This window comes from Rhizobium sp. N324, from assembly GCF_001664485.1.
Taxonomy (GTDB): Bacteria; Pseudomonadota; Alphaproteobacteria; order Rhizobiales; family Rhizobiaceae; genus Rhizobium.
Genome location: NZ_CP013630.1, coordinates 3,747,654 through 3,772,070, shown reverse-complemented (window position 1 = coordinate 3,772,070; position 24,417 = coordinate 3,747,654). Strand labels below are relative to the sequence as shown.

General features: G+C 62.5%; 21 protein-coding genes and 1 riboswitch. Of the genes, 10 read left to right on the top strand and 11 right to left on the bottom strand.

Annotated elements, in window-relative coordinates; genetic code table 11:
* Positions 1–363: 363 nt before the first annotated feature.
* The 6 genes from AMK05_RS18085 to pobA form a co-directional block, all read right to left on the bottom strand.
* Positions 364–1,080: an ABC transporter ATP-binding protein gene (locus AMK05_RS18085; RefSeq protein WP_064840514.1), complete on the bottom strand. Its 717-nt coding sequence runs from the start codon at positions 1,078–1,080 to the stop codon at positions 364–366.
* Positions 1,061–1,825, bottom strand: coding sequence for an ABC transporter ATP-binding protein (locus AMK05_RS18080; RefSeq protein ID WP_064840513.1), 765 nt, complete (start codon positions 1,823–1,825; stop codon positions 1,061–1,063). Before AMK05_RS18080 ends, AMK05_RS18085 begins: the two co-directional genes overlap by 20 nt.
* Positions 1,822–2,826: a branched-chain amino acid ABC transporter permease gene (locus AMK05_RS18075; RefSeq protein WP_064840512.1), complete on the bottom strand. Its 1,005-nt coding sequence runs from the start codon at positions 2,824–2,826 to the stop codon at positions 1,822–1,824. Before AMK05_RS18075 ends, AMK05_RS18080 begins: the two co-directional genes overlap by 4 nt.
* A gap of 1 nt (position 2,827) precedes the next feature.
* The gene (locus AMK05_RS18070) at positions 2,828–3,691 is read right to left on the bottom strand and encodes a branched-chain amino acid ABC transporter permease (RefSeq protein WP_064840511.1); all 864 of its coding nucleotides are present in this window, start codon (positions 3,689–3,691) and stop codon (positions 2,828–2,830) included.
* A 72-nt stretch (positions 3,692–3,763) separates the two neighbouring features.
* Positions 3,764–4,936, bottom strand: coding sequence for an ABC transporter substrate-binding protein (locus AMK05_RS18065; protein ID WP_064840510.1), 1,173 nt, complete (start codon positions 4,934–4,936; stop codon positions 3,764–3,766).
* A gap of 177 nt (positions 4,937–5,113) precedes the next feature.
* Positions 5,114–6,286 (bottom strand): 4-hydroxybenzoate 3-monooxygenase, encoded by a 1,173-nt coding sequence (gene pobA, locus AMK05_RS18060; protein WP_064840509.1) that lies wholly within the window; start codon positions 6,284–6,286, stop codon positions 5,114–5,116.
* 119 nt (positions 6,287–6,405) lie between these two features.
* On the opposite strand from pobA, the gene AMK05_RS18055 reads away from it, so the two are divergent.
* Positions 6,406–7,296 carry a helix-turn-helix domain-containing protein gene (locus tag AMK05_RS18055; protein WP_064840508.1) on the top strand — a complete coding sequence of 297 codons (891 nt, stop codon included), beginning with the start codon at positions 6,406–6,408 and terminating at the stop codon, positions 7,294–7,296.
* A 50-nt stretch (positions 7,297–7,346) separates the two neighbouring features.
* Here AMK05_RS18055 and AMK05_RS18050 read toward each other — a convergent pair whose 3' ends face one another.
* The 4 genes from AMK05_RS18050 to AMK05_RS18035 form a co-directional block, all read right to left on the bottom strand.
* Entirely contained in the window at positions 7,347–9,731 is a 2,385-nt protein-coding gene (locus tag AMK05_RS18050; protein ID WP_064840507.1) for a phosphoketolase family protein, read from the bottom strand.
* A 72-nt stretch (positions 9,732–9,803) separates the two neighbouring features.
* Positions 9,804–10,982 (bottom strand): acetate/propionate family kinase, encoded by a 1,179-nt coding sequence (locus AMK05_RS18045; RefSeq protein ID WP_064840506.1) that lies wholly within the window; start codon positions 10,980–10,982, stop codon positions 9,804–9,806.
* Between the two features lie 202 nt (positions 10,983–11,184).
* Positions 11,185–12,756 (bottom strand): putative bifunctional diguanylate cyclase/phosphodiesterase, encoded by a 1,572-nt coding sequence (locus tag AMK05_RS18040; RefSeq protein WP_064840505.1) that lies wholly within the window; start codon positions 12,754–12,756, stop codon positions 11,185–11,187.
* Between the two features lie 408 nt (positions 12,757–13,164).
* A complete protein-coding gene (locus AMK05_RS18035; protein WP_064840504.1) occupies positions 13,165–13,719 on the bottom strand; it encodes a histidine phosphatase family protein in 555 nt (184 codons plus the stop codon).
* A gap of 77 nt (positions 13,720–13,796) precedes the next feature.
* Positions 13,797–13,939: riboswitch (adenosylcobalamin (AdoCbl) riboswitch) on the top strand.
* Between the two features lie 13 nt (positions 13,940–13,952).
* Here AMK05_RS18035 and AMK05_RS18030 point away from each other — a divergent pair.
* From AMK05_RS18030 to AMK05_RS18020, 3 genes are all read left to right on the top strand, one after another.
* Positions 13,953–14,162 (top strand): CbtB domain-containing protein, encoded by a 210-nt coding sequence (locus tag AMK05_RS18030; protein WP_064840503.1) that lies wholly within the window; start codon positions 13,953–13,955, stop codon positions 14,160–14,162.
* Between the two features lie 99 nt (positions 14,163–14,261).
* Entirely contained in the window at positions 14,262–15,008 is a 747-nt protein-coding gene (locus tag AMK05_RS18025) for a CbtA family protein (protein WP_064840502.1), read from the top strand.
* Positions 15,009–15,058: 50 nt separating this feature from the next.
* Positions 15,059–15,688, top strand: coding sequence for a hypothetical protein (locus tag AMK05_RS18020; RefSeq protein ID WP_064840501.1), 630 nt, complete (start codon positions 15,059–15,061; stop codon positions 15,686–15,688).
* Here the strand turns inward: AMK05_RS18020 and AMK05_RS18015 are convergent.
* The gene (locus AMK05_RS18015) at positions 15,673–16,335 is read right to left on the bottom strand and encodes a sulfite oxidase-like oxidoreductase (RefSeq protein ID WP_064840500.1); all 663 of its coding nucleotides are present in this window, start codon (positions 16,333–16,335) and stop codon (positions 15,673–15,675) included. The genes AMK05_RS18020 and AMK05_RS18015 overlap by 16 nt on opposite strands.
* A gap of 290 nt (positions 16,336–16,625) precedes the next feature.
* Here AMK05_RS18015 and AMK05_RS18010 point away from each other — a divergent pair, with 290 nt between their 5' ends.
* From AMK05_RS18010 to AMK05_RS17985, 6 genes are all read left to right on the top strand, one after another.
* The gene (locus AMK05_RS18010) at positions 16,626–18,422 is read left to right on the top strand and encodes a sensor histidine kinase (protein WP_335723437.1); all 1,797 of its coding nucleotides are present in this window, start codon (positions 16,626–16,628) and stop codon (positions 18,420–18,422) included.
* The gene (locus AMK05_RS18005) at positions 18,419–19,753 is read left to right on the top strand and encodes a sigma-54-dependent transcriptional regulator (protein ID WP_064840498.1); all 1,335 of its coding nucleotides are present in this window, start codon (positions 18,419–18,421) and stop codon (positions 19,751–19,753) included. Before AMK05_RS18010 ends, AMK05_RS18005 begins: the two co-directional genes overlap by 4 nt.
* A gap of 215 nt (positions 19,754–19,968) precedes the next feature.
* Positions 19,969–20,952, top strand: coding sequence for a tripartite tricarboxylate transporter substrate-binding protein (locus AMK05_RS18000; protein ID WP_064840497.1), 984 nt, complete (start codon positions 19,969–19,971; stop codon positions 20,950–20,952).
* A gap of 196 nt (positions 20,953–21,148) precedes the next feature.
* Positions 21,149–21,610 (top strand): tripartite tricarboxylate transporter TctB family protein, encoded by a 462-nt coding sequence (locus AMK05_RS17995; RefSeq protein WP_064840496.1) that lies wholly within the window; start codon positions 21,149–21,151, stop codon positions 21,608–21,610.
* A 9-nt stretch (positions 21,611–21,619) separates the two neighbouring features.
* Positions 21,620–23,125: a tripartite tricarboxylate transporter permease gene (locus AMK05_RS17990; RefSeq protein ID WP_064840495.1), complete on the top strand. Its 1,506-nt coding sequence runs from the start codon at positions 21,620–21,622 to the stop codon at positions 23,123–23,125.
* Positions 23,126–23,231: 106 nt separating this feature from the next.
* Positions 23,232–24,401, top strand: a complete 1,170-nt coding sequence (locus AMK05_RS17985; RefSeq protein ID WP_064840494.1) for a M20 aminoacylase family protein — start codon at positions 23,232–23,234, stop codon at positions 24,399–24,401.
* Positions 24,402–24,417 lie beyond the last annotated feature (16 nt).

Here is a 24,417-nt window from a genome sequence, read left to right as displayed (position 1 = left end):
GCGCTGTTCGACTATGCAACCCTGTCGGGTGTCTGGCAACCCAAATTGCTGGGAGGGGCAGAGCAGTTGCCGCCAATCCAATGAATTTTCGGCCGGCTGCAGCTCAAATACCAAGTAAAGACGGTTCAGGAACCAGGGGCTTAGGTCTTTCCCTTCATTGCTGCCGCAGGGTCGACCATCATGTTGCTCGCCTCTTCAGGCGATCCATCCATGCGGCCGGCAGGAAACTTTCGGTCAGGATAATATTGGCAGGTCAATGATGACGTCGTGATGACGATATACTGCATGAACGGCTCGACATGCGAAGGGCAATCTGAAAGGCGGGGCGGGGTCACCGACGGCCCGGCTTCGGCCGGCCATCAATCAATGCAGGCCGCCGACGCCAAGCAGGCTCTCGACAGCCTCATGATCCTTGGTGAGGTTCTCAGGCGTCCCCGTCCAAGCCAGCCTGCCCCGTTCGAGAATGACGACCTGATCGGCGAAATCGAGCGCGCTCTGGATGCGCTGTTCCACAAGCACGATGGTCATGTCGCCCGACTTGGCGAGGTCGGCGAAGGCCGCCATCAGTTCCTCGCAGATAACGGGTGCCAGGCCCTCCAGCGGTTCGTCGAGCAGCAGGACGGACGGGCGGCCGAGAATGGTACGGGCGGTGGAGAGCATCTGCTGCTCGCCGCCGGAGAGCTGGCTGCCGAGGTTGCGGCGGCGCTCCTTCAGGCGCGGGAACATCGCATAGGCCTCCTCCAGCGCCGTTTTCGGCCGCGTCTTCAGGCCGACGAAAAGGTTCTCCTCAACCGTCAGTGTCGGGAAGACGCAGCGCGTCTGCGGCACATAACCGAGACCCTTATGCGCGCGTGTCGCGCTCGGCGCCGTGGTGACATCCGAGCTGCCAAGGCGGATGTGACCCTCATATCGCTTGGTCTGCCCGGCAAGTGTCGCCAGCAGCGTCGTCTTGCCCATGCCGTTGCGGCCGAGCACGGCGAGCCGGGCGCCCGCCGGCACCGAGAAGGAAATGCCTTCCAGCACCCGTGTCGGCCCATATCCGGCCGACAGATTTTCGACCTCAAGCGACAGGGCTGGCATTGGCATAGCTCCCGAGATAGGCTTCACGCACACGCGCGTCCTTGGTGACGTCTTCAGGCAGGCTGTCGAAGATGATCGCGCCTGATGCAAGCACGATGACACGTTTTGCGAAACGGAAGACGAGATCCATGTCGTGTTCGATCATCAGCACGGCGAGATCTGCGGGCAGATCGGCCAGCGCCTGCTCGATGCGGCCGGTATCGCTCTGCGGCACGCCGGCTGCCGGCTCGTCGAGCAGCAGCACTTTCGGTTTCAGCGCCAGCGCCACGGCGATTTCGAGCAGCCGCTGCTGGCCATAGGCGATCTCGGTGACCTTGCGGTGCATCAGTGATGCCAGCCCGAGCTTTCCAAGGAGATCGTCGACCTCCGCCATGACATCGGGCATGCGCAAGAAATTTCCGAAGACACGCCCGGTCTTTCCGTCTCGCTGCAGAATGGCAAGGCCCACATGTTCGGCCGGCGTCATGTCCTGGAAAAGCCGCGTCACCTGAAAGGATCTGATAAGGCCGCGTCTGACCCTGCCGATCGCATCGACCTTCGTCACCCTCTCGCCGCCGAGGCGGACCTCGCCGGAATCGGGGGCGAGGTTGCCGGTGACGAGATTGACGAAGGTGGTCTTGCCGGCGCCGTTCGGGCCGATCAGCGCGATGCGGTCGCCTGGCGACATCGACAGCGAGACATCATTGGTGACGGCAAGGCCGCCAAAGGCTTTCCTGAGATTGGCGACTTCGAAGACCGGGCTCATGGGCGCGCCTCCTTGCGACGGCTGACGAAGGCGGCAGCCGTGCCATAAAGACCTTTCGGCGCGAAAAGCACGACGGCAATCAGCAGCGCGCCGACCATGGTCAGCCAGTGGAAGGGATTGGCGGCCGAGACATAGTCCTCGAAGAGCATGAAGATGAGAGTGCCCGAAAACGCCCCGACGAGAGAGCCGGTGCCGCCGAGCACGAGCATAACAAGCGCTTCTGCCGATTGCGTGAAAGACAGGCTGTCGAGGCCGACGACCTGGGTCGAGATCGCATTCAAGGCGCCGCCGACACCGGCAACCGCGCCTGAGATAACGTACATCCTGATGAGCGCCGCCTTTGGCGAAGCGCCCATGGCGCGGATGCGCAACGGATCCTGTTTGATGCCGCGGCAGAGCATGCCGAAGGGCGAGCGGACCAGCAATCTGAGCAGCACGAAGACGACAAGCAGCAGCGCCATGCCGAAGAAGAAGGCGGTGTGACCGTAGAGATCGAATTCGAAGAGACCGAAGACCGGGTCCGGGGCGATGCCGGAAAGGCCATCGCTGCCGCCTGTCCAGGACGAAGCCTTGTTGGCGAATTCATGGAAGAGATTGATGAGGGCAATCGACAGCACGAGCTGCGGCAGCCCATGCGCCCGCAGGATGATCGCGCCGCTGAGCAGCCCGGCAAGCGCGCCGCCGGCAATGCCGGCCAGCATCATCAGCAGCGGATCATTGATGCCGTAATGTGCCGACAGGATGCCGGCGGCATAGGCGCCGGAGCCGAAAAGGGCGGCATGGCCGAGGGTTGCGACGCCGCAATAACCTGTCACCAGATCGAGCGACAGAACGAGCAGCGCGATCGTGATCATCCGGGTCAGAAGCGCCAGATTATCAGGGAAGGCGAAATAGCCGATTGCCGCAATGGCTGTCATAACCGCTATTGCGGCGAGATCGCGGCCGAGGAACCCGCGCCGATGCTGAAGACGTTCGGTTTCGTCGTTGATTGCAAGGGCCATATTACTTCGCCCTTCCGGCAAGGCCGCGCGGGAAGACGCAGATGATAGCAATCACGGCGAGATAGAAGAAGAATTCGCCGAATTCAGGCATCAGATACCGTCCCGTCGTATCGATCGCTCCCAGCAGCAGGCAGGCGATCAGCGCGCCCGGAATGGAACCCGCGCCGCCGACGGAGACGACGACCAGGAAGGTGACCATGTAGCGCAGCGCGTAATAGGGTTCGACGGGCAGCAGTTCGGCGCCGACCACGCCGCCGAAAGCGGCAAGCCCGACGGCGACGGCGAAGCTCACCGCGTAGATGATCTCGGTGCGCACGCCGAGTGCCGCAGCCATTGCCGCATCGTCCACGGAGGCGCGCAGCTTGACGCCGAAGCTGGTCCTTTCGATCGCAAACCAGAGCCCCAGCGCAACAGCCAGGCCGCAAAGGATGGCGAAAAGCCGGTGAACGGGAATGGTGCGGAAGCCGAGATCGGCCGATCCTTGCAGTGTCGCGGGAAGCGGTATGGTCTTCAGCGTCGGCCCCATCGCGTAATTGGCGATACCGATGACGCAGAAGGTGATGCCGATCGTCATCAACACCTGGGTCAGCTCAGGCGCGCCGTAGATCCGCCGGTAGAGCAAACGCTCGAGCGGGATTGCAATAATGATTGTGACCACCACGGCGGCGAGGACCGCTGCGGCATAGCCGAGGCCGAGGTCGCGGGCGGCATAGGAGGCGATATAGCCGCCGATCATCGCGAAGGCGCCATGCGCCAGGTTGACGACGCGCATCAGTCCCATGGTTACGGAAAGGCCGATCGATATGACGAAGAGCACCATGCCATAGGCGAAGGCGTCGACGGCGATGCTGAAGACTGTCTGCATGGAAATACCTTGCTTCGATGCGACGGGCTCGGCCGATCGATGGCCTGGCCCGTCGCATATCAATGCCGGAGGTTACTTGGTGGCCGCCAAACCCGGGTCGCCCTGCTTCTCGAAAGTCTGGATCTCCTTGTTGATGTAGGTCCCGTCATCGGCCTTGGCGACTTCGCGCAGATAGATGTTCTGCGTGATGTGCCGGCTTTCCGGGTCGATCGACACCGGGCCGCGCGGGCTCACCCAGGCAAGGCCCTTCACCGCATCGACGGCCTTCTCGGCATCCTGCTTGCCGCCCGTCGCCTCGATCATCTTGTAGATGACATACATGCCGTCATAAGCGCTGACCGCGGGGAAGGAGAGCTCGGCCTTGTTGCCGATCGCTTTAGTGGCAGCCTCGACGAAGGCCTTATTCTCAGGCGAGTCGTGCGACACGGCATAGTGGAAGGTCGTCTGGATGCCGAGCGCGGCGTCACCCAGCGCCGGCAGGTCGGATTCCTGCGTCAGATCTCCCGGCGCAAAGAACTTGATGCCGGCGGCCTTCAGACCATTCTCGTTATAGGCCTTGACGAAGCCCAGCGTCGTCGGGCCCGACGGCAGGAAGGCGAAGACGCCCTCGGCGCCGGAATCCTTGATGCGCTGCATGATCGGGCTGAAGTCGTTGGTCGCGAGCGGCATGCGGATCGCCTCGATCACCTGGCCGCCGGCCTTTTCGAAACCGGCCTTGAAGGCATTCTCGGCGTCGATGCCGGGGCCGTAATCGCTGACGACCGAGATCACTTTCTTGACACCGGCGTCGAAGGCGACCTTGGCGATCGGCGTCGAGGTCTGCCAAGTGGTAAACGAGGTGCGCACGACGAGCGGGCTCTTGGTGACGATCGCCGAGGTGGCGGCGTTCATGATGACCATCGGCACATTGCCCTGCTTGAGGATTGGCGTCACCGCCATGGCATCGGGTGTGAAATAGAAGCCGGCGAGATACTGGACTTTTTCCTTGACGATCAGTTCCTGGGCAAGCCCCTTGGATTGGGCAGGATCGGCTTGCGGCACGTCGCGATAGACGATCTCGACCGTATCGTTGCCGACCTTGCTGCCGTTAACAGCCATATAGGCGTCAATCCCGGCCTTGAAGTTCTTGCCCTGGAGCGCGAACGGACCGGAGAACGGGCCGATGACGCCGACCTTGATGGTGTCGGCATAGGCGCTCGTTCCGATGGCGATTGCCGCCGCGGCGGCCAGAAGCAACTTCCTCATTTTCTCTCTCCCTTTTCGGCGTACTCCGGCGCCGTATTGACTTTCAGGCTAGCTTGTCATGCGAAATGGTGATGTAAAATGAAATAAATCCCCAAACACATGATTTGTTGGTTATGGTTCTGCATCCCGAACATCCGGTGTTCACTGCAGGTGCGCGCAGCCTTCCTCCGCAATCCGTCAGAATGGCAGTCCCACATAGTTTTCGGCAAGGGCCGTCGAGGCGGCGCGGGAATGGGTGAGATAATCGAGTTCGGCCTCCTGGATCTTCTGGTCGAAATCGCCGGTATCGGGAAAACGATGCATCATCGTCGTCATCCACCAGGAAAACCGAACGGCTTTCCACACGCGGGCGAGCGCCGTCTGAGAATAGGCATCGATGCCACGATCTGAACCGTCGCGGTAATGTTCGATCAGCCCGGAGAAAAGGTAATGGACGTCGCTGGCCGCAAGGTTCAGCCCCTTGGCGCCGGTCGGCGGCACGATATGGGCGGCGTCGCCGACGAGGAAGAGACGGCCGAAACGCACCGGCTCGGCGACGAAGGAGCGTAACGGCGCGATTGATTTCTCGAAGGACGGCGCGGTTTTCAACGCTTCGGCGTGATGCGCCGGCAGACGCCGCCTGAGTTCGTCCCAGAAGCGATCGTCGCTCCAATCCTCGATCTTTTCGTCGAGAGCGCACTGGATGTAGTAGCGGCTGCGTGTGGCCGAGCGCATTGAGCAGAGCGCAAAGCCCCTTGGATGGTTGGCGTAAATCAATTCGTGGCTGACGGGCGCCACATCGGCAAGGAGGCCCAGCCAGCCGAAGGGGTAGACCTTCTCGAAAATTCGGATCGCCCGCTCGGGAACGGCCTGGCGGCTGGCGCCGTGAAAGCCGTCGCAGCCGGCGATGAAATCGCAATCGATGCGCCTGGCAGCGCCGTCCTTTGTGTAAGTAACGAAGGGAGCGCGACCGTCGAAATCATGCGGCGCAACATCGGCGGCATCGTAGATCGATAGGGCGCCGCTTGCTTGGCGCCGCTCCATCAGATCGCGCGTCACCTCGGTCTGGCCGTAAACAGTGACGCGTCGGCCGCCGGTCAAGTCGTGCAGGTCGATGCGATGGTCGCGTCCGTCGAAAGCGAGTGAGAAGCCGTCATGCGGCAGACCTTCGGCATGCAGCCTCGCTCCGGCTTTTGCCTGATCCAGCAGCCCGACGGTGCCTTCCTCCAAAACACCGGCGCGCACCCGGCCGAGGATATAATCCTTGCTGACGCGATCGAGAATGACATTGTCGATGCCGGCTTCGGTCAGAAGTTGACCGAGAAGCAATCCGGATGGTCCCGAACCGATGATGGCGACCTGGGTTCGCAAATGCTTCCTCCCTCACGTTTCTTGCGTTTTGTCAGATTCTGCCGCGCCGACCGGATCGCTACAATGGACATTCCAGCCTAAAAATTGCACTAATCGAACATCAGCGCGGGAGGGAGCCGATGAGCAGGCATATACCGACCTACGAGCTCTACGGCGAAAACGTCGGACGATCGCCGGAATTTTGGTTGCATTGCGAAACAATTCGCTCCCGCAGCAGTCTGCATCAATGGGAGATCCGGCTGCACCGCCACGAAAGCTTCTTTCAGATATTGTACATCGAAGCCGGTTCGGGCGATGCAATCTTCGGTGAGAGCAGCCATGCCATCCGGCCGCCGGCGGTCATTACGGTTCCCCCGGGGCTCAATCATGGCTTTCGTTTTTCGCGCGATGTCGACGGTCTTGTCATCACCATATTGCGGTCCCATCTCAGCCATCCACCCGGCGAGCGGAGCCATCTCGGCGAATGGCTGGCGACGCCGCAGCTGACGCGGCTCGATCCTGATGATGCCGAGGCTGCCCATGTGATGCAGACGTTGCGACGGCTGGGCGACGAATTCGAAAATCGCCGCAGTGGCCGCAACGAGGTTTTGGCAGCCTACGTCGCCTTGGCGCTGCGGCTGACGGCACGGATTTCTCATGAGGGGAATTCGCAGGAGCTTGCGTCAAACGAAAACGAGCGACGGATGGACATGCTGGGCGAGCTCATTCAGCAGCATTTTCGATCCCACAAGCCCGCATCCTTCTATGCCAGGGAGCTCGGGGTTTCGCCGACGCATCTCACCCGGATCGTCCGGTCGATGACCGGCAGCACGCCGCACGAGTTGATCGCCGCCAAACTCGTTGAGGAGGCGAGGCGTCAGCTTGTTTTTACGCTGGGCAGCGTTCAGGAAATCGGATTCCGCCTCGGCTTCGCCGACCCCGCCTATTTCTCGCGCTTCTTCCTGAAATATGCCGGCGAAACGCCACGAGTCTGGCGCATGACGGAAAAGGCCCGACTCGACCGCGCATAAGGTTTTGGCATCCGGTGAGGGCGCATTCGCAGGCGTTAATCACCGATGTCTCACGTTGCCGGCCATGCCCAGTCCCGCACCTCCGGCATGTCCTCGCCATGTTCGCGCACATAGTCGTGGTGTTCCGAAAGCTTGCGGCGGAAGGCGGCGAGGGCTTCCCCCGCTTTTTCCTTGAGACCCGGTACACGCTCGATCGCTTCGATCGCGAGGTGGTAGCGGTCGAGTTCGTTGAGGACGGTCATGTCGAAGGGTGTCGTCGTCGTGCCCTCTTCGATGAAGCCACGGACGTGGATGTTTTCGTGGTTGGTGCGCTTATAGGTCAGGCGGTGGATGAGGTAGGGATAGCCATGATAGGCGAAAATCACCGGCTTATCTGACGTGAAGATCGCGTCGAAGGCCTCGTCGGAAAGGCCATGCGGATGCTGGTCGCTGGATTGCAGCGCCAGCAGGTCGACGACGTTGACGGTGCGGATCTTCAGCTCGGGAATGGCCTTGCGCAAGAGGGCGACGGCGGCAAGCGTCTCCATCGTCGGCACGTCGCCGGCGCAGGCCATCACGAGGTCGGGCGCGGCGGCGTCTTCCTCGTTGCTTGCCCAGCGCCAGATGCCGATGCCGGCCTCGCAATGTTTCACCGCTTCGTCCATCGACAGCCATTGCGGTTCCGGTTGTTTACCGGCGACGATCACGTTGATGCGGTCATAGGTGCGCAGGCAATGGTCGCCGACCCAGAGCAGGGTGTTGGCATCCGGCGGCAGATAGATGCGGACGATGTCGGCCTTTTTGTTGGCGACGAGATCGACGAAACCGGGATCCTGATGGCTGAAGCCGTTATGGTCCTGGCGCCAGACATGCGAGGTCAGCAGGTAATTGAGCGACGAGATCGGCTTTCGCCATGCAAGTTCGCGCGTCACTTTCAGCCATTTGGCGTGCTGGTTGAACATGGAATCGATGATGTGGATGAAGGCCTCGTAGCAGGAGAAGAGGCCGTGGCGGCCGGTCAAAAGATAGCCTTCCAGCCAGCCCTGGCAGAGGTGTTCGCTCAGAACCTCCATGACGCGCCCGTCCCGTGAGAGGTGGACCTCGTACGGTTCGATATCCTCCATCCAGACACGGCCGGTGACCTCGAAGACGCTGCCGAGGCGGTTCGATTCCGTTTCGTCGGGGCCGAAGATCCGGAAATTGGCTGCCTCGGCATTGCGCTTCATAGTGTCGCGCAGATAGTGGCCGAGGATCTCCGTCGATTGCACCATGGCGCTGCCGCGCTTGCCGATATCGACGGCATAGTCCCGGATATCGGGAACGACCAATTCCTTGCGCAGCAAGCCGCCATTGGCGTGCGGATTGGCGCCCATGCGGCGTTTGCCGGCAGGGGCGAGTGCCCGCAGCTCGGGTTTCAGCCGGCCGTCGACGTCGAACAGGTCTTCTGGGTGATAACCGCGCATCCAGTCTTCGAGAATTTTGCGATGGCTCTCACTCTCGCGGCAGTTGGAAACCGGCACCTGATGGGCGCGCCAGAAGCCTTCCACCTTCTTGCCGTCAACCTCCTTCGGGCCCGTCCAGCCCTTGGGACTGCGCAACACGATCATCGGCCAGCGTGGGCAGCCGTCCAGAGCCTTGCCGCCACGGGCCTGGCGCTGAATGTCGCGGATGCGGTCGAAGATCTGGTCCAGCGTCGCAGCCATCTGCTGATGCATGTCGCCCGGCTCATGGCCTTCGACGAAGAAGGGTTCGTAGCCGTAGCCTTCGAAAAGACGGCGGAGATCATCGTCAGCGGCACGGCCGAGAATGGTCGGGTTGGCGATCTTGTAGCCGTTCAGGTGCAGGATCGGCAGCACGGCGCCGTCGCGGGCGGGATTGAGGAATTTGTTGGAATGCCAGCTCGCGGCAAGCGGCCCGGTTTCGGCCTCGCCGTCACCGACGACGCAGGCGACGATCAGATCGGGATTGTCGAAGGCGGCGCCATAGGCATGGACGAGGGCGTAACCGAGTTCGCCGCCCTCATGGATCGATCCCGGCGTTTCCGGCGCCGCATGGCTCGGGATGCCACCGGGGAAGGAGAATTGCCGGAAGAGCTTGCGCATGCCTTCGGCATCCTCGGAAATATCGGGATAGATCTCGCTGTAGCTGCCTTCGAGATAGGTATTGGCAACCATGCCCGGCCCACCGTGACCGGGGCCGCATATATAGATGACGTCGAGATCGCGGGCGCGGATGAGCCGGTTCAGATGCGCATAGATGAAGTTGAGGCCGGGTGTCGTGCCCCAATGGCCGAGCAGGCGGGGCTTGATGTGTTCGGGTTTCAGCGGCTGGCGCAGCAGCGGATTGGCGAGCAGGTAGATCTGGCCGACCGAGAGATAGTTGGCGGCCCGCCAGTAGCGGTCGATCAGGGTGAGTTCGGCGTCGGTCAGAGCGGCGGTCGAGACATGCTTTTCCATGGGTTTCTCCCGTTCGAAAACCTGTTCAACGTCAATTCTATCGGCCGGCGCGAGGCCTGCCGTTGATCTGGATCAGCCGGTGCCGAGTATGGACAGCGCCTCATCGGCGATGACCTGCTCCTCGTCGGTGGCGATGACATGGGCCGCGATGCGGCTTTCTCCAGTGCTGATTGTGAGCGCATTGGCGCTATTGGCCTGTTCGTCGATCGAAAGGCCGAGCCAGGAGAGCCGCTTGGCCACGCCGGCGCGGATCTCCGGCTGATGTTCGCCGATGCCGGCGGTGAAGACGACGGCGTCAAGGCCGCCGAGCGTTGCCGCCATGCGGCCGATTTCGCCGGCGATGCGCAGCGTGAAGAGGTCGATAGCCTGGCGCGCCTCCGGCCGGCTGTCGTTCAAAAGGTCGCGGGTGTCGGCGCTGATGCCGGAGATGCCGAGCAGGCCGGAGCGGTGATAGAGCAGGTCTTCTATCTCTTCGAAGGATTGTTTTCTTTCCCCTGCCAGATGCAGAATGACGCCGGGATCGAGTGCACCCGGGCGCGTCGCCATCGGGATGCCGTCGAGCGTGGAAAAGCCCATGCTGCAATCGCGGCTGACGCCCTGATCCAGCGCACAGAGGCTGGCGCCGCTGCCGAGATGGGCGACCACCGCCTTGACCGCGTCCGGCGCCCTGCGGATCAGCTCGGCGGCGATGAATTTATAGGACAGGCCATGGAAACCGAAACGCTTGACGCCCTCGTCGTGCAGCGCGCGGGGAATGGCGAAGCGGCGAACGAGATCATCCTGCGTGGCGTGGAAGGCGGTGTCGAAGGAGGCCGTCTGGGCAAGTTGCGGCTTCAGATGCCGGAGCGCGCGGATGAGGCGCAGCGCCTGCGGCTGATGCAGGGGTGCCAGCGGTGTCAGTGCATCGACAGCATCGATTGCGGCGTCGTCGAGGGCGATCGCCCTGGTGAAACGGTCGCCGCCATGGACGACGCGGTGGCCGGCGGCGCGGGTGGCGGCAACGTCGAAATGATCGGCAAGAAGCGCGAAGGTCTCATCGATGACGTCGTGCAGGTCTTCCGTTACCTCGGCTCTCAACGGCACGTCGAATGTCAGCGATCCTTTGACAAGGCCGAGCGAGAGCGGTTCGGCGCGGAAATCGATCACGCCTTTGCCGATGCGCCGCGCCTTCTCGCCATCCATCGCGAAGATACCGATCTTGACGGTCGAGGAGCCGGCGTTGAAGGTCAGGAGCAGGTCGGTCGATGACATGTCTTCAGAGACTCCGCACAGTCGGTATTTTGGCCGAACTTAGTGCGGAGGCTGCGGACGGAAAGGCGTTTATCCGCCCTTCACATGCTTTGTCGATGCGCAGCCCACGTCATCATCGATCTGCCGGGGCTGGAAGCCGCAATTGCGGCCTCGATTACATTCCTACTCGTCCTCATCAATGCCGGTTTTTTCAGCTGTAGCGTCAGGCCGTTGAGGCCAGGCTGGCATTACGATCGCGGATGAAGATGCTCGCCTCGGCGGCGGGCATAGCCTTGCCGAAAAGATAGCCCTGGCCGATGTCGCAGCCGAGCTGCAGCAGGAAGGCGAGCTGGCCGTGCTCCTCGACGCCTTCGGCGGTCGTCTTGATGTTGAGGCTCCGGCCGAGTCCGAGCATGGCGCGGACGATCTTTTCCTGGCGTTCGTCGCCGCGATAGGTGGCGATGAAGCTTTTGTCGATCTTGATCTTGTCGAAACGATAACGGGCGAGCTGGGCCAGACTCGAATAGCCCGTGCCGAAATCGTCGAGCGCGATCTGGATGCCGGCCGCGTGCAGCTCGTCGAGGATGACGGCGGCGACGGCGGGATCCTGGATCAGCGCATTCTCGGTGATCTCCACCTCCAGGCGCTGCGGCGGCAGCCGGCTTGCCGCAAGGACCTTGAGAATACGTGACGTCAGTAGCCTGTCTTCCATCTGCACCGGCGAGACGTTGAAGGATAGCATCACATGTTCCGGCCAGGTGAGTGCGTCGCTGCAGGCCTGGGCGAGCAGATCCCCGAACAAGGCCGTGATCATCCCGTTTTCCTCGGCGATATCGATGAAAACAGGTGGCGGAATGTTGACGCCATCGTCACTGATCCAGCGCGCCAAGGCCTCGAAGCCGCAGAGTTGACCGGTCTTCAGGTCGATCAGCGGCTGATAGAAGGGTTTGATCGCCTTGTTGGCGATTGCGGCGCGCAGCCTGGTTTCCAGCGCAGCGCGTTCCGTGACCTTGTCCTGCATGGCCGGTTCGAAAGCGAAATAATGGTTGGGGCCGCGTGATTTTGCCTCGTACATGGCGAGGTCGGCACGATGGGCGGCATCTTCCAGCGGCTCGGCTCCCTCGGTCCAGCGGTCGTAGCCGACGCTGGCGCCGACTTCGACGGCAAAGCCGTCGATATGGATCGGCCGGGTGACAGCCTGGATCAGCAGTCTGGCAAAACGCTCCTCGCGCTGTGCGGTCAGGGCAAAGGCAACGATGATGAATTCGTCGCCGCCGAAGCGGTAGACGCAATCGGCGTTGCCGAGCGCGCAGATTCGTCTGGCAACCTCGATCAGCAGAATGTCGCCGCCCTTGTGGCCGACGAGATCGTTGACTTTCTTGAAGCCGTCGAGATCGACGGAGAAGAGCGTGACGTTGCGGTCCCACTCCTCGATCTGGTCCTCGTCGTCCTTCACCGGCCGTGAGAGGATCTTGCGCTCGAAGGCGTAGCGGTTCGGCAGCTTGGTCAGATGGTCGTGGGTTGCGGTCCAATCGGCCTTCGCCTGGGCCGCGGCGCGCAGTTCCGTTTCCTTGCGCAGGTCGGCGATGCGCAGCACCGAATAGATGAAGCTCATGGCGCCGGCGATGCCGAGCGCCAGAACGAGTTTGTCGGCGCCATATTCGCCGAAACCGGTCATGAAGGAGACAAGGCTGTCGTCGAGCTGCAAAAGCACGCCGAGGAGCCAGAGAGTTATCCCAAGCCCGACGATCGACACGCACTGCCTTCCGGCCCTGCTCTGGAAAAACACCGGCATATGGCCTTCTCCATCTCCACCCTGTGCCGAACTATCATGAAAGTCTGAAATGTTCGTTGAAACCAGAAGGCGAATTATTGGAGACGGCAGCCTGTTGCTGCACCGTCGAGAGACGAATGCGCTTCTCGGCGCGCGGGGCGGGAAGAACGAAGGCGAGCGTGCTGGTGCATCGCTCGCCCTTTCTCGTGTTTCAGGCGGTGACCATCAACAGCGGAACGCTGACTATGAGACCGACCAGAACCGTGATTGTGGCGACACGCATCAAACGCAGGCGACGCGTGCGCTCCCCACTCCAATCATATGTCATGTCTTCCATCTCCTTGGGACAAGGAAGTAGTCCCGGCGAAACCGGGTTCAATAGAGATGACGCGATTTGCTTGTGTAAGGCTGGATAAGCATCAGAGATCGCTAATGCTGGAAGCGCAGAGACCAGCGCCGTCCGTTGCTGGTCATGCGAATGACGGCGAGCGGCTCGATGTCGACGAGCCAAAAGGAGGAGGGCGGGGCCTGAAGCGCATGCGTGACCGCCGCCCGAATGATGGCGGCGTGGCTGATGGCGATCACATGGCCGCCGCGGGCGAATTCATTGTCCATCCAGCTGGCGACGCGTGTTCGAAGATCAACAAGGCTCTCGCCTCCGTGCGGGGCCGCTTCCGGACTTGTCATCCAGGCCATGAGGTTCTCCGGCTCCTCGGCCTCTACCGTCGCGATCGACTTGCCGGCCCAGCGGCCATGATCGCAATCGCCAAGTACCGGGTCTATCCGGGCTTGAAGGCGGAGCGCGTCGGCAGTCTGGCGGGCACGCAAAGCCGGGCTTACGGCAATACGATCGGCGCGGGGCAGGCCGGCCATCCTGCCGGCTTCCTCCGTTGCCTTGGCTTCCAGCGGTTCGTCGATCGGAAACAGAGCCTTGCGGCTCGCCGCCGTTGCACCATGGCAGATCCAGGTAAGGCGTGTGTTCACGGTCTTCTGATCTCCCGGGAATACAGTAGGACAGCCCTTGGCCGGCTCGTGAAGTTTCGTTGACAGGTTCTTCGGCGTGCAGATATAACCGTGCTGTTGCGGGTTTGGAAGCCGGTGTAAATCCGGCACGGTCGCGCCGCTGTGACCAGCGTGTCGAAGCTTCTTCGCGCTGGAAGTCAGACCCTACCGCACAAGCACTCTTTCGACTGAACGCGTCATTCCCGGAGGAATACATGTCTGACACCACTTTTGCGCCCGTCGCGGCACCGGCGCCGATCCCCGTAGGAGAAATCCTGCCCTGGGCGATCTTCGGCGGCCTGCTGATGCTTCTCGCTATTTATTTTGTCGGCACCGAGGAAGGCGCGACGGCGCTGTTCAACGGCATGTATGTGCACGAATTCGTGCATGACGCCCGCCACCTCCTCGGCTTCCCCTGCCACTAGAGCGGTTCAGCAGAACCGCTCTAAGCTTTGTTTTAATGCAATTCCGAACGGAAAACCGCTTCGCATTTTTCCTGGAATTGCTCTAGGGGAGTTGCTCACATGGTTGGAAACCTTCTGCTTCGCGGCATGTTCGCGGGCCTGATTGCTGGCTTCCTTGTCTTCGCGTTCGCCCATGTCTTCGGCGAGCCGCTGATCGATGCGGCGATCGCTTTTGAAGAGGCGAGCGCCCAGGCGGCCGGCCAAGCCACCGAACCTGAAATCGTCAGCCGCGCCACGCAGGCCGGTCTCGGTCTTTTCACCGGCGTCATGCCCTACACCGTTGCCGTCGGCGGTCTTTTCGCGCTCGTCGTCGCTTTCGTGCACGGCCGCGTCAGCAATCTTTCGGCGCGCGGCACCTCGGCGGTCATCGCCCTTGCCGCCTTCGTGGCGATCGTGCTCGTTCCCGCTTTCAAATATCCGGCCAACCCGCCGGCGGTCGGCAATGCCGAAACGATCGGCGTCAGGACTGAGCTGTTCTTCCTGATGATCGTCGTTTCGCTCGCCGCCCTGATCGCCGCGGTGGCTCTGTCGCGCCGCCTCTCCCAGCGTTTCGGCCTCTGGAACGGCGCGATCATCGCCGGCATCGCCTATCTCGTCTTCATGGGCCTCGTGCTCTATCTGCTGCCGCCGATCAACGAGGTGCCGGAGAACTTCTCGGCCATGGTGCTCTGGCGTTTTCGGACGACAACGCTCGCCATGCATGCGATCCTCTGGGCAACACTTGGCCTTGCCTTCGGGGCGCTGGCGGAAAAGCGGCTTGCCGTGAAGGACGGGCAGCGGAGCCGGCCGGCGAGGGCCTTCCACTGAACGCATCGAGGGGCGCCGTTTTGCCGGCGCCCTTAGGATTTCGGGCGACCATGAAAAGCAGCAGAGCCATATCAATCCTGTCGGCGGCCTTTGCCACCGCCTTCTTTTGCATGCCTGCTGAAAACGCCCTTGCTCATAGCCGCAGCACCGGCGGCAGCCAGGCGGGTCTCGATATCCCGGAAATTTCGCATGGCGAGATGGCGGTGATTTCGGACTATCGCGGCCGAATTATCGGTCTGGCGTCCCAAGCCGTCGATACGAACGAGCCATTCCGGCGGATTCTCAACTATGTCCAAATCCAGTATTCCTATTGTCTTTGGGGGCGGGTGCCGGGCAGCGTTGGTGACGAGGAGAGCCCGTTCAACGAATGCGCCCATGCCTATCTGGCGGCGACCAAGGCGGTATTGCTTTCGATGCGTGAGATGCCGCGGGAGGCCGTTGCGGCTGGTGAAATAGTTTCCGCGGTCGATGCCGACATGGTGCGGCGCAGCCTGGCGCTCATCACCTGCCGGTTCAGCGGCGAGGCGTTCAACACCGCCGATCTCGTCAAACCACGCTGGAGCAAAGTGCCGTTTCACCTAGCCAGCATGGCCTCGCTGACGGGGCTCGCCGCTCTGTTCGCCCTGGCGGTGTTTGCGCTTGGCCGCTTTCTGCGGCCGAAGGCTCAATCATCGGAATAGCGCTGCTCGCGCCACGGATCGCCATACATATGATAGCCGTTCTTTTCCCAGAAGCCGGCTTCGTCCTCCGGCATCAGTTCGATGCGGCGCAGCCATTTGGCGCTTTTCCAGAAATAAAGATGCGGCACGACGAGGCGCATCGGGCCGCCGTGGTCCGGCGTCAGCGGCAGGCCTTCCCATGATGTCACAAGGATCGCATCCTCGGCGGCGAAATCCGCCAGCGGCAGGTTGGTGGTATAGCCGTCATAACTCGTCAGCATGACGTAACCGGCTTCCGGCTTCGGCATGGCGAGATCGAGCAGGTCGCGCGCGGAAACACCCTGCCATTTGTTATCGTAGCGCGACCAGGTGGTCACACAGTGGATATCGCTGACCTTGGTACTCTGCTCGATCGCCTGGAAGTCGGCCCAGGTGAGGGTGAGCGACGTTTCGACGAGGCCGCGCACTTCAAGACGCCAGCTATCGGTGGAGATGACGGGCTGCTGGCCGAGATCGAGCACCGGCCAGTTTTTGACGAGATGCTGGCCGGGTGGCAGGCGCTCGGCTTCGGGGCGGCTGAGGCGGCCGGTCAGGAACTTGCCCTCTGCCGCCCAGCGACGCTTGGAACTGGTGAGCTTGCTGTCGGCGGGCGTCTTGTCATCACTCATGATGGAGTTCCTTGCGATGCGGCAATAGGATATCGGCGCTTGCCGGGTGTCAAGTTTCGACTGCGCTTGGAAATCACTGTCGGTGTTGTGAGAGCGCCGTGCATGCTTTCGGACGCACAAAGGACGCTCTAACATCTTGAATCTACGCATCGTGTTTTCCGAAAATCGATTCCGATTTTCGGGCCGATGCGCTAGACTCGGCCCGTCGGGTATGCCTCGCTGGGGAGTGGAGGCGGAAAGGGGAGGAGCCGGATCTGTCTTCGAGATATCGTGCGATAGCGGCCTTGCTGGTGGTGCCGCTGATCATCTTCGCCTTCTTCACCTATGGAAGCGCGATCGCGACACGCGCCTATATGGGGGAAGCCTCTGCGCAGGCGGGAACTGCGCTGCGCCTTGCCGTCTCCGCGCTCAGCGGTCACCTCAACCGCTACGAGGCGCTGCCGGCGCTGATCGCCGATCACGACGATATCAAGGAACTGGTGAGTGCACCCGAGGATGCGGGCTTGCGCGACGCGGCCAATCTCTATCTCAAGGAGATCAACGGGCTGCTGAAATCCTCCGACATTTATGTGGTCAAGCCTGACGGAGAGACGATCGCGGCCAGCAATTACGATGGCCCGGGAAGCTTCGTCGGGCAGAATTTCAGCTATCGGCCTTATTTTCAGGACGCGATCGAAGGCCGGCAGGCGCGGTTCTATGCACTCGGCACCACTTCGCTGAAGCGCGGTTATTATTTCTCGGCGCCGATCAGGGTCGAGGCGGATATTCGTGGTGTCATCGTCTTCAAGGTCGACATCGACATGATCGAATCCTCCTGGGGCGGCGGCGAATACAAGATCTTCGTTTCGGATCCGGAGGGTATCATCTTCATGTCCGGCAGCCCGGAATGGCTCTACGGGGCGATCCTGCCGCTGACGGCCGACCGCATCGCTCGGACGGAAGCCTCGCGGCGTTATGCCAATGCCAGGCTGACTGAGTTGCCGGTGACGCGCCAGCGCTTTGAGCCGCATGAGCTGATGACGCTCGCCGGCGAGCGCGGCTCCAGCGAATATCTGGTGCTCTCGCATTACATGCCGGCCGAGGACTGGACGGTGAATGTGCTGATGGAAACGAGTTCCATCCGCGCCCAGGCGCGCACGGCGCTTGCGGCCGTCTTTCTTATTCTCTGCATTGCCGGGCTGGCGGTCGCGGTTCTGCGCCAGCGGCGGGCGCGGCTTGCCGAGCGCATGCAGCTGCAAACAGAGGCTCGCAATGAGCTGGAGCGGCGCGTCGAGGAGCGCACGGCCGATCTTGCCCGCGTCAACAGCCGCATCGAGGAGGAGATATCGGAGCGGCGTCTGACCGAGCAGCAGCTCCGCCAGACGCAGGCCGATCTCATCCAGGCCGGTAAGCTTGCCGGGCTGGGGCAAATGTCGGCTGCGCTGTCGCACGAATTCAACCAGCCGCTCGCCGCCGCCAAGACCTATACGGACAGCGCCTCCGTTCTCATCGATCGCGGCCGGACGGAGGAGGCGCGGGACAATATAAGGCGGATCGGCGGGCTGATCGACCGCATGGCGGCGATCAGCCGGCATCTGCGCAACTTCGCCCGCAAACCGAACGAGAAACTCAGCTCGGTTCCTCTCGACGAGGCGATGCATGACACGCTCGAGATCATCGCCTGGCGGCTGAAGGCGGCCGATGCCGAGCTCCGGCTTGATCTGGGGACCCGACCGCCGGTGGTGCGTGCCGGTTCGGTGCGTCTGCAGCAAGTGCTGGTGAATGTGATTTCCAATGCGGCCGATGCGGTGGAAGGGCTGGGCGACAGACGCATCGAGGTTTCGGCCTTCGAGGAGGCTGGCAAGGTGGTGCTGACGGTGCGCGACCATGGGCCGGGCGTGCCGGCGGCGATTGCCGAGCGTATCTTCGATCCCTTTTTCACGACCAAGGGCGTCGGCAAGGGGCTCGGTCTCGGACTGTCGATTTCCTACAATATCATCAAGGATTTCGGCGGCAGCCTTTCCGCAGCCAATCATCCGGAAGGGGGCGCTGTGTTCCGTATCGAGCTGCAATCGGCGGCAGGCCTGATGCCGGAGGCGGCGGAATGAACGATGCGAAGATCCTGCTGGTCGACGACGAGGAGGAGTTGCGCCGCTCGACGGCACAGGCGCTGGAGCTGTCCGGCTTCAGCGTCGAGACTTTTTCGAACGGCGACCATGTGCTGGAATTGATCGGCTACAGTTTTCCCGGCGTCGTCGTCAGCGATATCCGCATGCCCGGCATGGACGGCATGACGCTGATGCAGAAGATCCGCGAGCTCGACCCGGAGGTGCCGGTCATCCTCGTTACCGGCCATGGCGACGTTCAGCTTGCGGTGAAGGCGATGCGGGAAGGCGCCTATGATTTCATCGAAAAGCCGTTCACGCCGGAGATGCTTGCCGGCGTCATCCGCCGGGCGATGGAGCGGCGCGGCCTCGTGCTGGAAAACCGGCTGCTGAAAGCGGTCGCCGGCAAGCGCGATGATATCGAGGCGCGGCTGCCAGGACGCACGCAGGTGATGGTGGATCTGCGCTACCGTCTCCGGGCGATCGGGGCGAGCGATGCCGATACGCTTGTTGTCGGGGAAACCGGCGCCGGCAAGGAGGTGGTGGCGCGGGCGCTGCACGATATCAGCGCCCGGGCGAGCCGGCCGTTCATCGCGATCAATTGCGCCGCGCTGCCGGCAAACCTGATCGAGAGCGAGCTCTTCGGCCATGAGGTTGGCGCCTTTCCCGGCGCAGTGAGGCCGCGTTACGGAAAGTTTGAGCATGGGCGCGGCGGCACCATTCTGCTTGATGAAATCGGCTCCATGCCCTTCGACCTGCAGGCAAAGTTCCTGCGCGTGCTGCAGGAGCGGATGATTTCCCGGTTGGGATCGAATGAGACGGTGGCGCTTGACGTGCGCTTTATCGCGACGAGCAAGGTGGATCTCGAGGCGGAGGTGGCAGCGGGGCGCTTCCGCGCCGACCTGTTCTACCGGCTGAACGTTGCGACGCTGCATGTGCCGTCGCTGTCGCAGCGCCGGGCGGATGTTCCACTGCTCTTTCTGCAGTTGGTGCGGGAAGCCGCCGCCCGCTACGGCCGCGACGAGGTGGCCGTGCCGCCTGAGGTGATCTCCGACATCGCCCAGCGCGACTGGCCGGGCAATGTGCGTGAACTGAGGAATGCCGCCGACCGTTTGGTCCTCGGTCTCGACGATGGCGGGCCACAGGCCGGGGAGGCGACCGGGCTTGCCGAGCGCGTCGCCGAATTCGAGCGGGGTGTCATTGCCAGTGCGCTGGTGGCGCATGGCGGCAGCCTCAAGCCGGTCTATGAGACACTCGGCATTTCCCGGAAGACCCTCTACGAAAAGATGCAGAAATACGGCCTCGACAAGCGGATGCTGACCACCGAAGACTAATTCGCGGCAGTCGCCTGTGTTCGTCATGGGTGGAAATCCACCCATCGCACAAGCCGTTTGTTTCCAAATCGACCCATGCTGCATCGCACTGTCGCAAAATCGTCTGTCGAAAGTGGCTGCACTCATTGCGGGCCGGTTTTTCCCGGCGGCAAATAGGTCATGCCCGGCGCGGAGGATGTGTCGGCGGGCTTGCTTGTTTCATCAGGGAGGAAACGATGAAAATTCTGAAGGCCATGCTCGGCCTGACCGCGGCTGCCGCAGTCTCTCTTCTCGCCGGCGTCGTTTCGGCGCAGACCTATCCCGAACGCACCATCACCATGGTCGTGCCCTTTGCGGCCGGCGGCCCGACAGACACCGTCGCGCGCCTCGTTGCCGAATCCATGTCGAAGGATCTCGGTCAGCAGATCGTCGTCGAAAATGTCGGCGGCGCCGGCGGCACGCTCGGCGCCGGCCGCGTGGCGAGCGCCGATCCCGACGGCTACACGATCCTGCTGCACCATATCGGCATGGCGACCAGCGCCACTCTCTACCGCAAGCTCGCCTATGACACGCTCGGCGCCTTCGATTATGTCGGCCTCGTCACCGAGGTGCCGATGACGATCGTCGCACGCAAGGATTTCGAGCCGACCGATCTCAAGGGCCTGATCGATTACGTCAAGGCCAACAAGGACAAGGTGACGGTCGCCAATGCCGGCATCGGTGCGGCCTCGCATCTCTGCGGCATGATGTTTATGAGCGCCATCCAGACGCCTCTCACCACCGTTCCCTATAAGGGTACCGGCCCTGCCATGACCGACCTGCTCGGCGGCCAGGTCGACGTCATGTGCGACCAGACGACCAACACGACCAAGCAGATCCAGGGCGGCACGATCAAGGCCTATGCCGTGACCTCGCCCAAGCGCCTCGACGTGATGAAGGACATTCCGACGGCAGTCGAAGCCGGCCTGCCGGGCTTCGAAGTCGGCATCTGGCACGGCATTTACACGCCGAAGGGCACGCCGGCCGCAATCAATGAACGCCTGTCGAAGTCGCTGCAGGTCGCTCTGAAGGACCCGAATGTCGGTGCCCGCTTCGCCGAACTCGGCACGGCGCCATCCTCCGACGCCGATGCGACGCCGGCTGCGCTGAAGGCCAAGCTCGAAAGCGAGATCGCCCGCTGGAAGCCGGTGATCGAGGCTGCCGGGGAATATGCGGATTAGTGAGGGATGCGCCAGGAATAGCCCCTCACCCTAACCCTCTCCCCGTAAACGGGGAGAGGGGACCTGCCGTAGTGATCGCGGCAGAGACAGTGGCCGGCGGCATGTCCCTTGTCCCCCGCAGGGAGAAGGTGGCGGCAGGCGGATGAGGGGCAATCGCCGCAGCAACGACGCTCCATCTCCAACTCCAGGAGACACCATGAAATCCATCAGTTTCGATAGCACCAATGCGGTCTGCGGCGGGCTTTTCGTCGCGACCGGCGCCTTCTTCGCCATCCAGTCGCTGGGGCTCGACCTCGGCACGGCGGTGCGCATGGGACCCGGTTATTTTCCGCTGGTGCTGGCCTGCGTGCTCGTGCTTCTCGGCGCGATCATCTTCATTCAGGCGCTGCGCGTCGAGGGAGAGCCGATCGGTCTCTTCGCCTGGCGCGGCATGTTCTTCATCCTGCCGGCGCCCGTCTTCTTCGGGCTGACGGTGCGCGGGCTGGGATTTGCGCCGGCGCTGTTCTTCACCGCGTTCATCGCCTGCTTCGCATCGCAAAAGATGAACGTGTTCTTCGCGATCATCCTTTCGCTGCTGCTGACCGTCTTTTCGGTTGCGGTCTTCAGCTATGGGCTCGGCCTGCCGTTCGAGCGCTTCGGTCCCTGGGTCCGGTTCTAGGAGGCGATGATGGATCTTTTCAGCAATCTCGCGCTCGGTTTTGCGACAGCCGGCACTCTGGACAATCTGCTCTTCTGCCTGATCGGCGTGCTGCTCGGCACGTTGATCGGGGTGCTGCCCGGTATCGGCGCCACGGCGACGATCGCCATGCTTTTGCCGATCACCTTCCAGCTCGAACCGGTCTCCTCGCTGATCATGCTGGCCGGCATCTATTACGGCGCCCAGTACGGCGGTTCGACGACGGCGATCCTTATCAACATGCCGGGCGAATCCTCCTCCGCCGTCACCGCGATCGACGGTTACCAGATGGCCCGCAAGGGTAGGGCGGGGGCAGCGCTTGCGATCGCAGCACTCGGTTCGTTCTTTGCCGGCACGGTCTCGACCTTCCTCGTTGCGATCTTCGCGCCGCCGCTTACTGCGATTGCGCTGCAATTCGGCTCGGCGGAATATTTCTCGCTGATGATCGTCGGCCTCGTTTCGTCGATCGCGCTTGCGCACGGCTCCGTCGTCAAGGCCTTAGCGATGGTGGCGCTCGGGTTGCTGCTCGGTCTCGTCGGCACCGACATCTATACCGGCACGCCGCGCTTCACGCTCGGCATCCGCGAATATGCCGACGGGCTGAATTTTGTGGCGCTCGCCGTCGGTGTCTTCGGCGTGGCGGAAATCCTCCGCAACCTCGAGGGTGAATCGACGCGCACGGTGCTGATGGCCAAGGTCTCCGGCCTCTTGCCGTCGCGCCAGGAATTCAAGGAGATGGTCGCACCGGTCTTTCGCGGCACGGCGATCGGTTCGGCGCTCGGCATTCTGCCCGGCGGCGGCGCGATCCTCGCTTCCTTCGCCTCCTATACGGTGGAGAAACGCCTGTCGAAGACGCCCGAGGAATTCGGCAAGGGCGCCGTCGCCGGCGTGGCCGGGCCGGAATCGGCCAACAATGCCGGGGCGCAGACCTCGTTCATCCCGCTGCTGACGCTCGGCATTCCGGCCAATCCCGTCATGGCGCTGATGGTCGGCGCGATGATCATTCAGGGGATCGTCCCGGGACCGAATGTCGCCACCGAGCAGCCGGCGCTGTTCTGGGGCATCATCGCCTCGATGTGGATCGGCAACCTGATGCTGGTCATCCTCAACCTGCCGCTGATCGGGCTCTGGGTGAAACTCTTGACCGTGCCCTATTACGTGCTTTTCCCCGTCATCATGGCCTTCTGCTCGATCGGGGTCTACAGCGTCAACGCCAATGTCTACGACCTCTATGCCGTCGCCTTCTTCGGGCTCATCGGCTACGTGCTGGCAAAGCTTCGCTGCGAGCCGGCGCCGCTGCTGCTCGGTTTCGTGCTCGGGCCGCTGCTTGAGGAGAACCTGCGGCGGGCGATGATCCTGTCGCGCGGCGATCCGATGACCTTCGTCACACGGCCGATCAGCGCCACGCTGCTGGCGATCGCGGTCGCCGTGCTGATCGTGGTCTTCCTGCCGAGCGTCAAGAAGAAGCGCGAAGAGGTGTTCGTCGAGGAGACTTGATGGTTGAACTTACGGCTTGTTTGATGAACAAAGGATGATCTGACGCGGGCGCCGATGGGCGCCCGTTTCGCTGGACAGGATATCCAGGCCCCAGGAGCATTGCCCGATGAGCATCCCCGCCCGGATCAGGGACGATCTGCCGTTCCTCACTTCTTTGCGCCGCGATCTGCATGCCCATCCCGAGCTCGGCTTCGAGGAAGAGCGCACCAGCGACATCGTCGCAAGACTTCTCGAAGAGGCCGGCATCACGGTGCATCGCGGCCTTGGCGGCACCGGCGTCGTCGCCACGCTCCAGGTTGGCAATGGCACGCGCAGGATCGGGCTGCGCGCCGATATGGATGCGCTCGCCATGCCTGAAACGGCGGATCGCCCTTATAGATCGACCGTGCCCGGAAAAATGCATGCCTGCGGCCATGACGGCCATACCACGATGCTTCTCGGCGCCGCACGATATCTTGCGGCGGCGCGAAGTTTTTCCGGCACGGTGCATTTCATCTTCCAGCCGGCCGAAGAGGGCCGCGGCGGGGCGAAGCGCATGGTGGAGGAGGGGCTGTTCAAGCTTTTCCCCTGCGACGCCGTCTACGGGCTGCACAATATGCCAGGACTGTCGGTCGACGAGATTGCCGTGGTCGAGGGGCCGCAGCTCGCCTCTTCCGACAGCTGGCGCACTACCTTTCGCGGCATCGGCACGCACGGCGCCAAGCCGCATCTCGGCCGCGATCCGATCACCGCCGCCGCCACCTTCCTGGCATCGCTGCAGACGATCGTCGGGCGGGTGGTCGATCCGCTGCAGCCGGCCGTCGTCAGCGCCTGTTTCCTGCAGGCGGGGGATCCGAAGGCTTTAAATGTCATTCCCGATATTGTGGAGATCGGCGGGACGGCGCGGGCCTATTCGCCCGATGTGCGCGATCAGTTGGAGAGCGAGATCGGCCGGCTGGCTAGCGGAACGGCTGCTATGTACGGCATATCGGCCGATTATCGTTTCGAGCGGCGCATTCCGCCGGTGATCAATGACGCGGATGCGACCGCCCGGGCGCTTACTGCTGCCGACACCGTCTTTGGTGAAAAAGTGCGGACAAACTTTCCGCCGTCGACGGCGGGCGACGACTTCGCCTTTTTCGCCCAGAAGGCGCCGGGCTGCTACGTCTGGCTCGGCAACGGGCCGGCGGTGGACGGGGCGCTGCATCACAACACGGCCTATGATTTCAACGATGGCGCGCTTGGTTATGGGGTGGCTTATTGGGTAGCGTTGGTGGAGCGGGAGTTGAAGGCGTAGCTAGAACTGCGGTTGC

Coding starts and splice junctions, on each gene's coding strand:
- AMK05_RS18085 (WP_064840514.1), bottom strand. CDS start 1,080: ATGCCAGCCCTGTCGCTTGAGGTCGAAAATCTGTCGGCCGGATATGGG.
- AMK05_RS18080 (WP_064840513.1), bottom strand. CDS start 1,825: ATGAGCCCGGTCTTCGAAGTCGCCAATCTCAGGAAAGCCTTTGGCGGC.
- AMK05_RS18075 (WP_064840512.1), bottom strand. CDS start 2,826: ATGGCCCTTGCAATCAACGACGAAACCGAACGTCTTCAGCATCGGCGC.
- AMK05_RS18070 (WP_064840511.1), bottom strand. CDS start 3,691: ATGCAGACAGTCTTCAGCATCGCCGTCGACGCCTTCGCCTATGGCATG.
- AMK05_RS18065 (WP_064840510.1), bottom strand. CDS start 4,936: ATGAGGAAGTTGCTTCTGGCCGCCGCGGCGGCAATCGCCATCGGAACG.
- AMK05_RS18055 (WP_064840508.1), top strand. CDS start 6,406: ATGAGCAGGCATATACCGACCTACGAGCTCTACGGCGAAAACGTCGGA.
- AMK05_RS18050 (WP_064840507.1), bottom strand. CDS start 9,731: ATGGAAAAGCATGTCTCGACCGCCGCTCTGACCGACGCCGAACTCACC.
- AMK05_RS18045 (WP_064840506.1), bottom strand. CDS start 10,982: ATGTCATCGACCGACCTGCTCCTGACCTTCAACGCCGGCTCCTCGACC.
- AMK05_RS18040 (WP_064840505.1), bottom strand. CDS start 12,756: ATGCCGGTGTTTTTCCAGAGCAGGGCCGGAAGGCAGTGCGTGTCGATC.
- AMK05_RS18030 (WP_064840503.1), top strand. CDS start 13,953: ATGTCTGACACCACTTTTGCGCCCGTCGCGGCACCGGCGCCGATCCCC.
- AMK05_RS18025 (WP_064840502.1), top strand. CDS start 14,262: ATGGTTGGAAACCTTCTGCTTCGCGGCATGTTCGCGGGCCTGATTGCT.
- AMK05_RS18020 (WP_064840501.1), top strand. CDS start 15,059: ATGAAAAGCAGCAGAGCCATATCAATCCTGTCGGCGGCCTTTGCCACC.
- AMK05_RS18015 (WP_064840500.1), bottom strand. CDS start 16,335: ATGAGTGATGACAAGACGCCCGCCGACAGCAAGCTCACCAGTTCCAAG.
- AMK05_RS18005 (WP_064840498.1), top strand. CDS start 18,419: ATGAACGATGCGAAGATCCTGCTGGTCGACGACGAGGAGGAGTTGCGC.
- AMK05_RS18000 (WP_064840497.1), top strand. CDS start 19,969: ATGAAAATTCTGAAGGCCATGCTCGGCCTGACCGCGGCTGCCGCAGTC.
- AMK05_RS17995 (WP_064840496.1), top strand. CDS start 21,149: ATGAAATCCATCAGTTTCGATAGCACCAATGCGGTCTGCGGCGGGCTT.
- AMK05_RS17990 (WP_064840495.1), top strand. CDS start 21,620: ATGGATCTTTTCAGCAATCTCGCGCTCGGTTTTGCGACAGCCGGCACT.
- AMK05_RS17985 (WP_064840494.1), top strand. CDS start 23,232: ATGAGCATCCCCGCCCGGATCAGGGACGATCTGCCGTTCCTCACTTCT.